At 64.4% G+C, this 13,397-nt stretch carries 13 protein-coding genes; 4 read left to right on the forward strand and 9 right to left on the reverse strand.

The window, feature by feature from the left end:
- Window positions 1–32: 32 nt before the first annotated feature.
- The 3 genes from M1247_RS21255 to M1247_RS21265 are packed head-to-tail and all read right to left on the reverse strand — an operon-like array spanning window position 33 to window position 2,785.
- Window positions 33–629, reverse strand: coding sequence for a propanediol/glycerol family dehydratase medium subunit (locus tag M1247_RS21255; protein ID WP_317158370.1), 597 nt, complete (start codon window positions 627–629; stop codon window positions 33–35).
- Entirely contained in the window at window positions 626–2,347 is a 1,722-nt protein-coding gene (locus M1247_RS21260; RefSeq protein WP_317158371.1) for a propanediol/glycerol family dehydratase large subunit, read from the reverse strand. The genes M1247_RS21255 and M1247_RS21260 overlap by 4 nt, the downstream gene beginning before the upstream one ends.
- A gap of 9 nt (window positions 2,348–2,356) precedes the next feature.
- Window positions 2,357–2,785, reverse strand: a complete 429-nt coding sequence (locus M1247_RS21265) for a diol dehydratase small subunit (RefSeq protein WP_317158372.1) — start codon at window positions 2,783–2,785, stop codon at window positions 2,357–2,359.
- 301 nt (window positions 2,786–3,086) lie between these two features.
- On the opposite strand from M1247_RS21265, the gene M1247_RS21270 reads away from it, so the two are divergent.
- Together M1247_RS21270 and M1247_RS21275 are read left to right on the forward strand one after the other, a co-directional pair.
- Window positions 3,087–3,845 carry a (2Fe-2S)-binding protein gene (locus tag M1247_RS21270; protein WP_317158373.1) on the forward strand — a complete coding sequence of 253 codons (759 nt, stop codon included), beginning with the start codon at window positions 3,087–3,089 and terminating at the stop codon, window positions 3,843–3,845.
- A gap of 224 nt (window positions 3,846–4,069) precedes the next feature.
- A complete protein-coding gene (locus M1247_RS21275; RefSeq protein WP_317158374.1) occupies window positions 4,070–4,675 on the forward strand; it encodes a response regulator transcription factor in 606 nt (201 codons plus the stop codon).
- Between the two features lie 124 nt (window positions 4,676–4,799).
- On the opposite strand, the gene M1247_RS21280 is transcribed toward M1247_RS21275, so the two are convergent.
- Complete coding sequence (locus tag M1247_RS21280) at window positions 4,800–5,513, reverse strand: MIP/aquaporin family protein (RefSeq protein ID WP_317158375.1); 714 nt, start codon at window positions 5,511–5,513, stop codon at window positions 4,800–4,802.
- A 342-nt stretch (window positions 5,514–5,855) separates the two neighbouring features.
- On the opposite strand from M1247_RS21280, the gene M1247_RS21285 reads away from it, so the two are divergent.
- Window positions 5,856–6,254: a GlcG/HbpS family heme-binding protein gene (locus M1247_RS21285; RefSeq protein WP_317158376.1), complete on the forward strand. Its 399-nt coding sequence runs from the start codon at window positions 5,856–5,858 to the stop codon at window positions 6,252–6,254.
- Window positions 6,255–6,390: 136 nt separating this feature from the next.
- On the opposite strand, the gene glpK is transcribed toward M1247_RS21285, so the two are convergent.
- From glpK to M1247_RS21300, 3 genes are all read right to left on the reverse strand, one after another.
- Window positions 6,391–7,908: a glycerol kinase GlpK gene (gene glpK, locus M1247_RS21290; RefSeq protein WP_317158377.1), complete on the reverse strand. Its 1,518-nt coding sequence runs from the start codon at window positions 7,906–7,908 to the stop codon at window positions 6,391–6,393.
- Between the two features lie 62 nt (window positions 7,909–7,970).
- Window positions 7,971–9,494 (reverse strand): aldehyde dehydrogenase, encoded by a 1,524-nt coding sequence (adh, locus tag M1247_RS21295; protein ID WP_317158378.1) that lies wholly within the window; start codon window positions 9,492–9,494, stop codon window positions 7,971–7,973.
- 182 nt (window positions 9,495–9,676) lie between these two features.
- Window positions 9,677–10,963, reverse strand: a complete 1,287-nt coding sequence (locus M1247_RS21300) for a helix-turn-helix domain-containing protein (RefSeq protein WP_317158587.1) — start codon at window positions 10,961–10,963, stop codon at window positions 9,677–9,679.
- 314 nt (window positions 10,964–11,277) lie between these two features.
- On the opposite strand from M1247_RS21300, the gene M1247_RS21305 reads away from it, so the two are divergent.
- Window positions 11,278–12,645 carry a DEAD/DEAH box helicase gene (locus M1247_RS21305; RefSeq protein WP_317158379.1) on the forward strand — a complete coding sequence of 456 codons (1,368 nt, stop codon included), beginning with the start codon at window positions 11,278–11,280 and terminating at the stop codon, window positions 12,643–12,645.
- A 67-nt stretch (window positions 12,646–12,712) separates the two neighbouring features.
- On the opposite strand, the gene M1247_RS21310 is transcribed toward M1247_RS21305, so the two are convergent.
- Window positions 12,713–13,006, reverse strand: a complete 294-nt coding sequence (locus M1247_RS21310) for a WXG100 family type VII secretion target (protein ID WP_317158380.1) — start codon at window positions 13,004–13,006, stop codon at window positions 12,713–12,715.
- A gap of 32 nt (window positions 13,007–13,038) precedes the next feature.
- On the reverse strand, window positions 13,039–13,350 hold the full coding sequence (locus M1247_RS21315; protein ID WP_317158381.1) for a WXG100 family type VII secretion target: 312 nt from the start codon (window positions 13,348–13,350) through the stop codon (window positions 13,039–13,041).
- Window positions 13,351–13,397: the final 47 nt, after the last annotated feature.

Here is a 13,397-nt window from a genome sequence, read left to right on the forward strand (position 1 = left end):
GTCAACTCTCTTCTGTCAAACCGATCCTCGGATCACGCCGATGCCGTGGAGAATTCCGGCACCACCTCGACGGTTGGGGCGCCCTTACGGACCAACTCGGTCTCCTTCAGGTGCAGGAGCGCCGCCTTCGCCTGCCAGCGCGGGCGGGCCATCTGATCGTTGAGGGTCGGAACCGGTTCAGGGGATTCGCCTTTGGCGTACTGGGCGGCGTTCGATCCGATGTTCCGGTAGGTCTCCAGCGTCAAGAGCGGACACTGCGGGAACAGCTCCAGGCTGGAGAGCCGAGGAAGGTCGCGCTGGTGAATCATCGACGTTCCGCGGGCCAGCAACCCGATCCCGATGCCCGACCCGGACAGCTTGGCCGCCGTGTGCGCCATCAGCGCAAGGTCGGCACTGTGCTGAAGCCGGATGATTCGGGCGCTGCTTTCCTGTTCCTCGATGCCGGCGAGGATCTGACGGATCACCTCGGCATGTGGCAGCCCGATGATCGTCTGGGTGAACAAGCTGCCGAACGCAGGCGATATCGCTATCACCACCTCGTCAGGACGCTTGCCACGCTCGGCCGGACCGACCTCGTTGAACGTGAGCGTCCGCGCTCCGGCTGCTGCCAATTCGGTCGACACTGTCATTCCACCTCTACCTCGGGGTTCGATGCGCTCGTCACATGGCGCAGCCGTTTCATCTCTTCCCAGCGTGCGCCGGACGGGCGATACCCGGTGTCGGGGCCCTGGTAGTCGTTGGCGTCGTTGACCGCTGAGCGCACCTCCAACTCGCGGGTCAGGATCGCCGATGTTTGCAGCAGATCGCCGGATACCCGTTGCCGCAGCACGGCCAACAGATTCTCGGCGACGTCGGAGAAACCGGTCGCATCAAGGGCTTTCACGAGATCCAGACCGGTGACATTGTTGTCCATCACCTGCTGGGCGCCCTTGAGATCCTCGAGGATGTCGCGCGGCATCAGGTCACGGCTACCGTCGGCGTACACCGCGGTGTCGATTTCGGCGTCGGTGATCGGGGGCAGGTCGAGGTAGCCGAACACCGCCTGCAACGCCTTCGCGGCGCGCGTGCGGACCGCAAGAATGTCGGCTTCCTTCACGTGGCGCAGCCCACCGTCGATCTGCAGGTCGCGCTGAATGGTGTTGAAGTCGTCGTAATCGTCACTGTCCACATTGGAACCGGCGAACATGTCGTCATAGTTGGGCATCGTCGAGTAGCCCGAGCAGATGAAGTCCGTTCCGGGCATCATCTGTGGCATCAGCCGCGCCGTGCGGCGCATCGCCGAATGCGAGAAGGACTGGTCGTTACCCGAGGCGCACTCCAGGTCCACCGCGGAGGCGATGAGGTTCTCGGCGGCCACCGCGCGGATCCCGCCTGGCACCGCGCCCGGCACACCGATGCATGAGATCGAGCCGTTCTGCAGACCCTGCACACCCGCGCCCTTGGCAACGAGGATGCAGCGAATCTCCAGGTACAGCATGGACTTTCCCTGAGCATTGCCCATTTGAACCTCGGAGCCGGTGCCTGAGGTGAACCGCATCTTGATCCCGCGCGATGCGTAGGCCGCGGCCAGGAACGCCTTGGACCACGGAGTGTCGTCACCGTCGACGAAGACCGGCTCGGTGCCGTACACCGAGATGGTCTCGGCATAGGCGGTGATGCCCCGCATGCCGAGGTCGAGTTCGGTTGCCTCCTCGAGCGCGCACTGGGTCAGCGGACCGCCGGTGCCGACCTGGCTGCCGATCTGCTGCGCCATCGCCACCAGCGGCGCGTAGCGCACGACGCCGAGAGTCGTTTCGACCTCGGAGAAGCCACGGATAGACGCCTCGGCCGCGTCACAGGCCACCTGGAGCGGATTGTCGCGTGCACTCGTGCAGTGCCCCTGGTTGGCCGGGGTGCGCCGGGCGCGCATCTTCTGCATGCCCATCATGATCTCGACGATGTTCAGCGTCTTGGCAACCGCGAGCAGCTTGGCCGGGGTGAGACCGCCGACGACTGCGATGACTTCCTGGCGGGTCACCCGCGGATCGACCAGCATGCGCGCGATCTCGGCTGCGGGCACGGCCATTGAGGCTTCGGTGGTCTCGACGTCGATGGCCTTGTCGGCGATGAACTGGTCGATGAAATCGAAGTCGGCACGCGCGGTGCCGTCCATCTCCACGATCAGGCCGTTCTCCACCCGTACGCTCGGTTCGGGGTCATACGGGCTGTCCATCGCGACCATGCCCACCTCGGGCCATTCCTCGACAAAGCCGTCGAGATTGACCGGGCGGCCTTCCAACACCAGCGTTCGGAGCGAATGCCGGACACCGTCGCCAGTTGAGTCCTCGCTGTGCGGAGCTGCAGTCATCATTGTCTCCTATTCGCTTGTCGCCAGAATGTCGCGCCGCTGATAGACATCAGCCGCTTCGCGCACCAGTTCCGCGAGCAGAGTCGCGTTGTATTGGGACTCCAATTCGTCGGCGATGGATTCAAGTTCATCCTTCGTCGACGCGTTCGGCCGTAATGCGTTGTAGATCGCGAGCACCCGCTCGTCGGAAATGGCCGTCATTTCCGCGGCACGCCGCAGGTTGGCACCCAATTGCTTTCTTCCGACCTTTTCCGATACCTGCGCCTGCAACCGCAGCGTATCCGGTGTGATTCGGAGATCTGTGGCCTGAACCTCGCCGGCAACGACGGCCTCGATGGTGATGTCGTCGATGGATTTACCGGTGGGCGTGAATAGTAGATCCCTCCGGTTGGCGCTCAGCGGATAGTCCACCGCGGGATCGAGGGTCGGTTCCGTCATGCACTGCTCCCAGGGGTCGGGGCGACTACATCACCCGTCGTCTCACACGTGACACGGTCGGTCGCGCGTATGCCAATTGTGTCTCGTATCACGTTGCAGCAACGTTGCAGCGGTCTGACCACGCAAAATTGCAGGTCACAAACCCGTTATGAGCGACTGTGTCGCCAGAACGCGTCGCCGGGGTTGCCCCGTCGAGGAGCCCCGACGCGGTCCCGGACATCCCCACCGTTCGGCCAGGGAATCGCCTCTGAGGGCCGTTTGACCCCACCACGGCACGCCGGTGAAGTTAGCGTGAATCATCATGCACAACGTTGCGGTGCCGGCGGGTGAACCTGCACCTCCACCTGATGGCACCACCCTGCTCGCCAAGACCGCGGAACTCGGTGAATATTTCGCGCTTTCCACCCCGGACGACGGCGAATGGCAGGAATTGTCGCTGTTGTTCGACGATGCGGCGGTTGTCGATTTTGTCGACCGTACGCGAAACGCGATCGCCGCTTCGACGCGCTGCGCCCCCGGCAGTATTCCGGTCAAATTGGCGGCGTCATCGTTTCAACTGGGCATCTCGGCACGGCTGTTGTCCCCGGTCGTCGGAGCCGCAACGTGTTTTGGCACTGTGCCCTTGTTGAACCGTCAGTCCCTGACGTGGCAGCCGACTTCGAAGCATTTTCCGCGGTTTGCAATAACCGATGTGCATTGGGTCGAGGCGCCGACACCATCGCAGGCGGCAGCCTTGATCGCGGGTTCATTACTCACCGGAGTCCTCGGCCCCCTCAATGCCAAGCTGCGATCACTGACGTCGCTGTCGTCGCAGGTGGCCTGGGGCAACGTGATCTCCGCGGCAAACGGGGCCGTGACGGTCGTGTCGATGTCCCAACCGCAGCATGAGAGCGCCGGTCGGGCACTGGTGCGGGCCCTCATGGAGATCGAGCCGCTCATCGGAACCGGCAGCTTTGCCCACGGCAGATTCGTCCGGCGGAGCTGCTGCCTCTTCTATCAGGCTCCCCGGGGCGGGCTCTGCGGTGACTGCGTGCTCGCCGTGTCGGGCAGGACACACTGAGACGATCTGCAGCGAGTTCGCCGCTTTGCAACGTCGGTGCAACGGGACCCGCGATAACGTTCGCCCCGCTGACCGGCAGGACGGAGTCATTCATGAGTGGGTCACCGACTCGCTACGCACCGATTCACACCGGCCTGCACGAAGCGAGGGGTGGACGCTCGCATGAAATCGCCGATATACGCGGCATTTTCGCAGAATCTGCTCGGTTGCGCACCGTCTTTGTCATGAACGACGAGCTGCTGTGCCACGGACTCATGCACGTGTTGTCGCAAGCGCATGGTGTCCAGTTTGCCGGCGATCTGCAGCATGGCGCCGAGCTCGCCGGGCGCCTGCGCGCACTGCGCCCCGACCTGCTTGTGGTAGCTGCCGAGCCCGACCTGCTGCTGTCCGGGCTGCTTGCCGAGCTGGATCCGGTACCCAAGGTCGTCGTTGTCGTCGACGGCGACGATTCGTCCTGTCGTGCTCTTGAACTGATCCGGGCCGGGGCGGACGCTCTGGTCGACCGCAGGTCCCCTTCGACGGAGCTCCTCAACACCGTGCTGAGAGTGATCGACGGCCAGCAGGCACTCGACGCACGTAGTGCCAGTTCGCTTATCTCGGAACTTCGTTCACGCGGTGGCGATTCGGGGCCCGACCTTTCACGCATGCTGACCCGGCGGGAACGGGAAGTGTTGAGTCTGCTCACCGACGGACTCGACAACCGGGCGATCGCCACGAAGCTGTTCATCGCGGAGGCGACGGTGAAATTCCACCTGCACAACATCATGGGCAAATTCGGTGTGCACAAACGCGCAGCGCTTGTGTCGGTGGCCCTACGCGGTCAACGATGACAACCACCGGCTCGTCACCGGCACTGGCGTTCCCCACCGAGTACCGGTCGGCGTAACCCTGGACCCGCCTACGGCCATGCTCCACCATCCCTACTGCTGGTCCAGGCGATCGCCTGCGGAATTCTCATGACGGCAGCACGAGCGCCAGCCCGGCGGCGACAGCCGCTCCGATGAGGGGTCCCAACACCGGCACCCACGAGTAGTTCCAATCAGGTCCGGCCTTGCCCTTGATCGGTAAGAACCAGTACGCGATACGGGGTCCGAGATCGCGGGCCGGGTTGATGGCGTATCCGGTCGGCCCACCAAGTCCGAAGCCGATCGTTATCACCACGAATGACACGCCGGCATAGCCCAGAGTCTGGTTGATCTCCGGGTTCGTCAAGACCCAGATGACCAACACGAAAGCGCCGAGGATCTCGGTCACGATGTTCCACCGGAAGCGACGGATGGCGGGCGAGGTACAGAAAATGCCGCGGGTCCCCGAGTTGTCGTCCATCTTGTCGAATTGCAGTTTGAACGCAGCCCAACACAACGAGGCGCCGACGATGCCGCCGAGTATCTGGGCCGCCCAGTACACAGGGACCGACGACCAAGGGATTCCCCCGGAAATCGCCACCCCGAGTGTCACCGCCGGATTGATGTGGCCACCGGACGGGGCGGCGAGACTCGCGCCGGCGAAGACACCGAAACCCCACCCGAGCACAATGATCAGCCAGTCGCCCCCACCCCCGTGGGAGTACGAATTCTTCAGCACCACCGCCGCCACGGAGCCGTTACCGAGGAGGCAGAGTACCGCGGTACCCAAGAACTCCCAGACGAATATGTCGATATTCGACACTGACCAACCTCTCCGACGGGTCGCTGCTGACGCTTTCAGATATGAGTCGGCAAGAATCGACCGAATGTGCCTCACAAGTCTTTTCGAATGGTGCCGACCTGTGGAGGTTTCAGGGGGTGTTCCGGCCGGTTACTCTCCGAATGACGGGCAATTGCTGGTCCACAGGTGAGCTTTTGGATAGGCTTTTGTCGACCGGGACCGGCGGATATCGACCAACACTCGCCTGTATCCGCGACGGGCATTATCATCATGTTCGCGATGCCCTACGAAAATCTCGCAATTCAGAACCCGGCTCGCGTCGCCCAAATATATTGCAGGAAAACCTCTTCGAAAGGTGCGTCCATGAGTGCCATCACCCTGACAGCCGCTACCAAGGTCATCGACGCCGCGACCGCGAAGGCACGCGAGATCGGCCAGCCGATGAATATCGCGGTCGTCGACGACGGTGGTCACCTCGTCGCGTTTGTGCGCATGGACGGGGCTATCAAAGCCAGCATCGACATCTCCATCCGTAAGGCGCGGACCTCGATTCTGATGAACCTGCCCACCAGTGCACTCACCCCGCTGGCCCAGCCCGGCGCCGAGCTCTACGGGCTGGAACAGACCGCAGGTGGCATGGTCATCTTCGGCGGTGGCATCCCGCTCAAGGTGGACGATGTCGTGATCGGGGCGATCGGAGTCAGCGCGGGCAGCGTCGAACAGGATGTTTCCGTCGCCGAGGCCGGCGCGGCGGCACTCTGAACGAGGCTTCAGATCAGCCGCAACGCAATCAGATTGGGGTAAACGCCGCCCTCCATCTTGATCGCGCGTCCGCCTGTCTATCGGTGGAGTCGCCGCCGGGTCGTCTCGCAGTGTAGATACTCTCCGGTGCCCGAAGTCACGAAACGTCGACCCAGTCCAGGGTTCGCTGAACGGCCTTCTGCCAGCCGGCGTAACCCGCATTCCGCTGGTCTGCAGACCACGTGGGTGACCAACGCTTGTCCTCCTGCCAATTAGCCCGCAGATCATCGGGGTTTCCCCAGAAGCCGACCGCGAGGCCGGCCGCATAGGCCGCACCCAGCGCCGTCGTCTCCGCCACAACGGGTTTCACCACGTCGACACCGAGAACGTCGGCCTGGATCTGCATGCACAACTCGTTGGCGGTGATCCCGCCGTCGACTTTCAGCACTTCGAGGTGAACTCCCGAGTCGGCCTCCATCGCATCGACGACGTCACGACTCTGGTAGCAGATCGCCTCCAGCGCCGCACGGGCGACGTGTGCGTTGGTGTTGAACCGCGACAGCCCGACGATCGCGCCACGGGCATCGGAGCGCCAGTACGGGGCGAAAAGTCCGGAGAACGCAGGCACGAAGTAGACGCCGCCGTTGTCGTCGACCTGCCGGGCCAACGATTCGCTCTGCGCGGCGCCGCTGATGATGCCGAGTTGATCCCGCAACCACTGGATCGCCGAACCTGTCACTGCTATCGAACCCTCAAGCGCGTAAACGGGTTTCGCATCGCCGAATTGGTAACACACCGTCGTCAACAGCCCGTTGTCGGAACGGACGATCTTCTCGCCCGTGTTGAGCAACAGGAAGTTACCGGTGCCGTAGGTGTTCTTCGCCTCACCAGCGGCCAGGCACACCTGACCGACCATTGCGGCCTGCTGATCGCCGAGGATCCCGGTTACCGGAATCTCGCCACCAAGTGGCCCGGTCGCCAGCGACACCCCGTACGGTTCCGGCGACGACGACGGCGCTATACGTGGCAGCATCTGACGCGGAATGTCGAAGAACGACAGCAGTTCGTCATCCCAGTCCAGCGTCTCCAGGTCCATCAACATGGTGCGGCTGGCGTTGGTCACGTCGGTGACATGCACACCGCCCCGTGGACCACCGGTCAGATTCCACAACACCCAGGTATCGCTGGTGCCGAAGAGCGCGTCGCCACGTTCGGCGGCGGCCCGCACCCCGTCGACGTTCTCCAGAATCCACTGCACCTTGCCCGCCGAGAAATACGTCGCGGGCGGCAGCCCTGCCTTGCGGCGGATGACGTCACCCCGGCCGTCACGATCAAGAGCCGACGCGATCCGGTCAGTGCGGGTGTCCTGCCAGACGATCGCGTTGTAGTACGGCCGGCCGGACCTACGGTCCCAGACCAGTGCCGTCTCACGCTGATTGGTGATGCCCAGCGCCGCGAGATCGCTCGTCTGCAGCTTGGTGTTGTTGAGCACCGAGGTCAGCACCGACGCGGTACGTTCCCAAATCTCGACCGGGTTGTGCTCAACCCAGCCGGCCCGCGGCAGGATCTGTTCGTGCTCAAGTTGGTGGCGGCCCACCTCGGCCCCTGAGTGGTCGAAGATCATGGCACGGGTACTGGTGGTGCCTTGATCAATGGCAGCGACAAAATCAGGCAACGTTGCTCCGTTGTCTAGAGGGCCGAGGGGGTGCCCGACACCAACTGTCAGAACTTATCTCGTCAGAAAAACCCCTGGGCTTTGTTGCTGTAGGACACCAGCAGGTTCTTGGTCTGCTGGTAATGGTCGAGCATCATCTTGTGATTCTCCCGGCCGATACCGGACTGCTTGTAACCACCGAACGCCGCGTGCGCCGGGTAAGCGTGGTAGCAGTTGGTCCAGACCCGGCCGGCCTTGATGTCGCGCCCGGCCCGGTACGCGGTGTTGCCGTCACGGCTCCACACCCCGGCGCCCAACCCGTAAAGGGTGTCATTCGCGATCGAGATCGCATCCTCATAATCGGTGAACGAGGTCACCGCCACCACCGGGCCGAAGATCTCCTCCTGGAAGACCCGCATGTTGTTGTTACCGGTGAAAATGGTGGGCGCCACGTAGTACCCGCCATTGAGGTCACCGCCTAGTTCGGCACGTTCGCCACCGGTGATCAGCTTGGCGCCTTCGGATTTCCCGATCTCGATGTAGGACAAGATCTTTTCCAACTGGTCGTTGGAGGCCTGCGCGCCGATCATGGTCTCGGTGTCGAGCGGATCACCCTGGCGCACCGCCTTGGTGCGGATCGCCGCCAACTCCAGGAACTCGTCGTAGATGTCGGCCTGAATCAGCGACCGCGACGGGCACGTGCACACCTCCCCCTGGTTGAGGGCGAACATCGTGAAGCCTTCCAGCGCCTTGTCCTGGTAGGCATCTGCTTCGGCGAGGACGTTCGAGAAGAAGATGTTCGGCGACTTGCCGCCGAGTTCGAGGGTGACCGGGATCAGGTTCTGGCTGGCGTACTGCATGATCAGCCGGCCGGTGGTGGTCTCACCGGTGAACGCGATCTTGGCGATGCGGTTGCTTGAGGCCAGCGGCTTGCCCGCCTCCACACCGAACCCGTTGACGATGTTGAGCACGCCCGCGGGCAGCAGGTCGCCGATCAATGACATCACGTAAAGGATCGAAACAGGGGTCTGTTCAGCCGGCTTGAGCACGATCGCATTACCCGCCGCCAATGCCGGGGCCAGCTTCCACACCGCCATCAGGATCGGGAAGTTCCACGGGATGATCTGACCGACCACCCCGAGCGGCTCGTGGAAGTGATAGGCGACGGTGTCCTCGTCGATCTGGGACAGCGAGCCCTCCTGCGCGCGCAGCACACCGGCGAAGTAGCGGAAGTGGTCGACCGCCAACGGGATGTCGGCATTGAGCGTCTCGCGGATCGGCTTGCCGTTGTCCCACGACTCGGCCAGCGCAATCGACTCCAGGTTCTCCTCGATCCGATCGGCGATCTTGTTCAGGATCACCGCCCGCTCGGCGGGCGCCGTTTTGCCCCACGCCGGGGCGGCAGCGTGCGCAGCGTCGAGCGCCTTGTCGACATCGGCCTCATCCGAGCGCGCCACCTCGCAGAACACCTCACCGGTGACGGGAGTGCGGTTCTCGAAGTAACGGCCCGCGGTAGGCGCGACCCACTGGCCGCCGATGTAGTTCTCGTAGCGCGCCTCAAAGGACATCAGGGCGCCGTCAGCACCCGGACGGGCATAAACAGTCATGACATTCTCCTGCTTTCGGACACCGAAATGTGTCGGTCGTCACTCAAAGTAGGAGTGCGGGGGTTGCACCACGGTTGCACGGGGCTGCAACCCCGTGAGATCAACGAAATGGTCGATTCGCCCGCGTGAAACCCGCCATATCGCTGATCTGGGACGTGCGGGCACGCAAGGGCCGGCCCCCGTCAGCCCAGTTCAGCATCCAGGCCGGCCAGGTGCCCGCGGGCCTGGGCCTTGGCGACCGGGTCGGCATGCGCATGGTCATACAGCATGCGCCAGCCGTGCCGGTCGTCGCGACCGTCAGGCAACTCAAGCCAGCGACGCAGCAGTCCGAGGTTGCCATCTCTGGACGCAGCGAGCACCGCGCCCCGCAGGCTCGCCGTCAATTCGGTGCGCAGTCGCGCGATGGCCGGTGAAACCGACTGCGGCAGCAGCGCACCCGTATACGCAGCCAGCGCGGCCGCGACGTCACCGGACTGCAGGGCGTCGAACACGTCCCCCAGATCGCTGCCCACCGGCGTCAGCAACCGATAGGGACGTGAGGCGATGTAGTCACTCCCGATGACCCGGCGCAACCGCGACATTTCGGCGCGGATGGTCACCACGTCGAGGTCTTTGTCGTCCAGCAGCATCGCGAGGTGATCGGCACTCAGCCCCTCGGGGTGGCGGATCAGCAGCACCAGAATGTCGGCGTGCCGGCCGGTCAGGAAGCTGGACCGGGGCTGACCGTCAACGTCGGCCACGTGCCAGCGCGGCCGGTCGGAACCGAGCACCGACAAACGCGCCACGCCGTCCGGACGTACCGCGGGCCCACCGATCAGCTGCAGCAAGGCCAACTGATTCTCGACGGCGACGGCGGTGGCCCGTACCAGAGCCAGGGTCTGCGGCGACGCGACCGCCGACCCGCCGGTCAGGTCGATCGCGCCCAGCACCAGCCCACTGGCCGGGTCGTGCACGGGGACCGCCGTGCAATTCCACGAATGCACGACGCGGGAGAAGTGTTCGGATCCGTGGATCTGTAGTTCACGATCCAGGGCCAGCGCGGTGCCGGGCGCGTTGGTTCCGGCGGAGCGTTCGCTCCAATCCGTGCCGGGCACGAAGTTCATCGCCTCGGCCTTCCGGCACGCCACCCGGTCGCCTTCAACCCACAGCAGCGTTCCGTCCGCTGCCGATATCGCCACCACAACTCCGGCGTCGACAGCATCGTTGACCAGCAATTTCCGGATGAGGGGCAGCGTCGGCGCGAGCGGATGAGTGTTGCGCAATTCGGCGAGCGCGGCCACCGCGGCCGCCGTCTGCCCGCCCCGGTCGGGATCTACACCGGTGGCCAGGCTGCGCTGCCAACTCTCTGCCACGATGCGGCGTAGCGGCGTGGAGTGGAGATAGGTGGCGTCCACCTGGCCCTCGACGAACAGGTCATGCGCGGCACGCACCGCCGCCGACGACACCCGTCCGTCGAAGGTCTTTGACATGCCCACTGATCACGCTCCTGGCGCTGAGCCAATTTGTGCCGACTACCTGCGCGTTACGGCCAGGATAGCCGGAGTTTCCCTACGCCACGAAAGCTCGGCGGCGCACGGTGTGGTTGCGCAGGTCACAGCCGCCGAAGGCACGGGTTCGGTCCGCCTACCCGTATAGTGGGTCGTGAGCGGCACATCTGTTCTGCCTTTGCCGCCTTCTCGATCGTCAACCGAGCGCCGCGAGATGTCACTCGCGCCGGGCAGGACGACCGCCCTCTATTTTCGGAGCTTTCATTTTGTCTGTCCAAGAAACCACTGGCACCGCTGTGCCCACATTCGACGACCTCGGCCTGCCTGCCGAGATCGTCGCCACCCTGGCCGGGAGCGGAGTAACCAGCCCGTTCCCGATCCAGGCCGCCACCTTGCCCGATTCGCTCAAAGGCCGTGACGTGCTCGGCCGCGGCCGCACCGGTTCCGGCAAGACCTATGCGTTCCTGTTGCCCCTGGTCGCGCGACTCTCCACCAGCGGCACCCGCCGGGCTTCGGGCCGGCCGCGCGCGCTGATCCTGGCGCCGACACGTGAGCTGGTCACCCAGATCCAGGCGTCGCTGGCTCCGCTCGCCGCCGCGACCGGCCTGCGGTCGGTCAACATCTTCGGTGGCGTCGGTCCCGGACCGCAGATCTCCGCGCTCAAGCAGGGCGTGGACATCGTCATCGCCTGCCCGGGCCGCCTCGAAGACCACATGCGCTCCGGCCACGTCGACCTGTCCTCGGTCGAGGTCACGGTGCTCGACGAAGCCGATCACATGGCCGACCTCGGCTTCCTGCCCGGGGTGAAGCGGCTGCTGGACCGCACGCCGCGGAACTGCCAGCGGTTGCTGTTCTCGGCGACCCTCGACGCAGGCGTCGATGTGCTGGTCAAGCGCTACCTGCACGACCCGGTGGTGCACAGTGTCGATTCCGCGCAGTCACCGGTGAGCGCGATGGTGCATCACGTGCTGCATGTGGACAACGCCGCACGCATCAACGTGGTGGCCGACCTGGCCGCCGCGCCGGGACGCACGATCGTCTTCTCCCGGACCAAGCATGGCGCGAAAAACCTGACCCGCCAGCTCAATTCACGTGGAGTTTCCGCTGTTGAGCTGCACGGCAACTTGTCTCAGAATGCGCGCACGCGCAATCTGACGGCGTTCTCCGACGGCTCCGCAACCGTATTGGTCGCGACGGACATCGCCGCGCGCGGTATCCACGTCGACGATGTGAGCCTGGTGGTGCACGCCGACCCGCCGGTCGAGCACAAGGCCTACCTGCACCGGTCCGGTCGCACGGCCCGCGCCGGCGCCGACGGCACCGTGGTGACGTTGATGCACGATTCACAGGTTTCAGACGTACGGAACCTCACCCGTAAGGCGGGCGTGAAGCCCACCATCACCCGGATCAACAGCATCGACCATCCGGTGCTGCAGGAGATCGCCCCGGGTGACCGGGTTTTCGGCGAACCCAAGCACATCGAGGTGACGGCACCGGCACGCCCGCAGTCATCTCAACCGCGCCGCGGGCGTCCGCGCAACCCGAGCCGTTCCGACAACCCGCACGGATCGCGGTCCGGTGCAGGTGCATCGCGGGGCGGCGGCGGACCGCGCCGTCCCCGCCGGTCCAACGACTCTGCCACCGGTCGCTCCGGCGGCAGATGAAGTGAGTGTGCGGTCCCGCCGGTCTCTCCAGTCCGACGGGACCGCACAAGCTTTCTCGACGGGTCAGTTAACCCCACGCGTTGGCCGCACTGCGGTCAGTGGCAGCCACATCGTCGGCACCGTCGCGGACCGCGTTGCCCAGGCTGAACAGAATCTCGTTCAGCGAAGCGGCGGCCTGGTTCCAGCGGGTCTGCTCCACGTGGTAGGCCTCGGCCGCCTCGCGGGTCCAGACCTGCTGCAGTGGGGCGATGTGTGACCGCAAGTCGTCGAGCGCGGCATTGAGCCGCGACGATGTGGTGTGAATGTCCTGACGGACCGAGTATTCGATCTCGTCGAAATTGTACGACAGCACCTGATTCATTCTTTACTCCAATTCTCTGCGGGCCCATCTGTTTACAGGTTGTCGCCGACGGCACCGAGCCGTTGCGAATGACCGTCGGCGGCCTCGCGCAGCGTCTGCTCGTTGGAGCGGATGGTCTCGGCGATGCGTTGCAGCGATGTGTGCAGTTTGAGCGACTCGGAGTTCCAGCGGTCGACCACGTCGCGGAACCGGGTGGCGGCGGCACCGCCCCAGACCGACGGCGGCACGCTGTTCATCCGGCCGATGAAGGTCTGCAGGGTGGCACGGAGGTCGTCGTTGAGCACGTCGACCTTGCCGGCCACGGTAGTCATCACGTCGAAATCGGTACCCAGGGTTGTCGCCATTGGTGGCCTTTCGGTGTTGTTGCGGTCTATAACATTTCGACGCAGCG

Origin of the sequence: Mycobacterium appelbergii (genome assembly GCF_032883035.1) — a bacterium.
Taxonomy (GTDB): domain Bacteria; phylum Actinomycetota; class Actinomycetes; order Mycobacteriales; family Mycobacteriaceae; genus Mycobacterium; species Mycobacterium appelbergii.

What these genes read in the sequence shown, in the direction of transcription:
- M1247_RS21255 (WP_317158370.1), bottom strand. Translation starts at nt 629, where the DNA reads ATGACAGTGTCGACCGAATTGGCAGCAGCCGGAGCGCGGACGCTCACG.
- M1247_RS21260 (WP_317158371.1), bottom strand. Translation starts at nt 2,347, where the DNA reads ATGACTGCAGCTCCGCACAGCGAGGACTCAACTGGCGACGGTGTCCGG.
- M1247_RS21265 (WP_317158372.1), bottom strand. Translation starts at nt 2,785, where the DNA reads ATGACGGAACCGACCCTCGATCCCGCGGTGGACTATCCGCTGAGCGCC.
- M1247_RS21270 (WP_317158373.1), top strand. Translation starts at nt 3,087, where the DNA reads ATGCACAACGTTGCGGTGCCGGCGGGTGAACCTGCACCTCCACCTGAT.
- M1247_RS21275 (WP_317158374.1), top strand. Translation starts at nt 4,070, where the DNA reads ATGAACGACGAGCTGCTGTGCCACGGACTCATGCACGTGTTGTCGCAA.
- M1247_RS21285 (WP_317158376.1), top strand. Translation starts at nt 5,856, where the DNA reads ATGAGTGCCATCACCCTGACAGCCGCTACCAAGGTCATCGACGCCGCG.
- adh (WP_317158378.1), bottom strand. Translation starts at nt 9,494, where the DNA reads ATGACTGTTTATGCCCGTCCGGGTGCTGACGGCGCCCTGATGTCCTTT.
- M1247_RS21300 (WP_317158587.1), bottom strand. Translation starts at nt 10,963, where the DNA reads ATGTCAAAGACCTTCGACGGACGGGTGTCGTCGGCGGCGGTGCGTGCC.
- M1247_RS21310 (WP_317158380.1), bottom strand. Translation starts at nt 13,006, where the DNA reads ATGAATCAGGTGCTGTCGTACAATTTCGACGAGATCGAATACTCGGTC.
- M1247_RS21315 (WP_317158381.1), bottom strand. Translation starts at nt 13,350, where the DNA reads ATGGCGACAACCCTGGGTACCGATTTCGACGTGATGACTACCGTGGCC.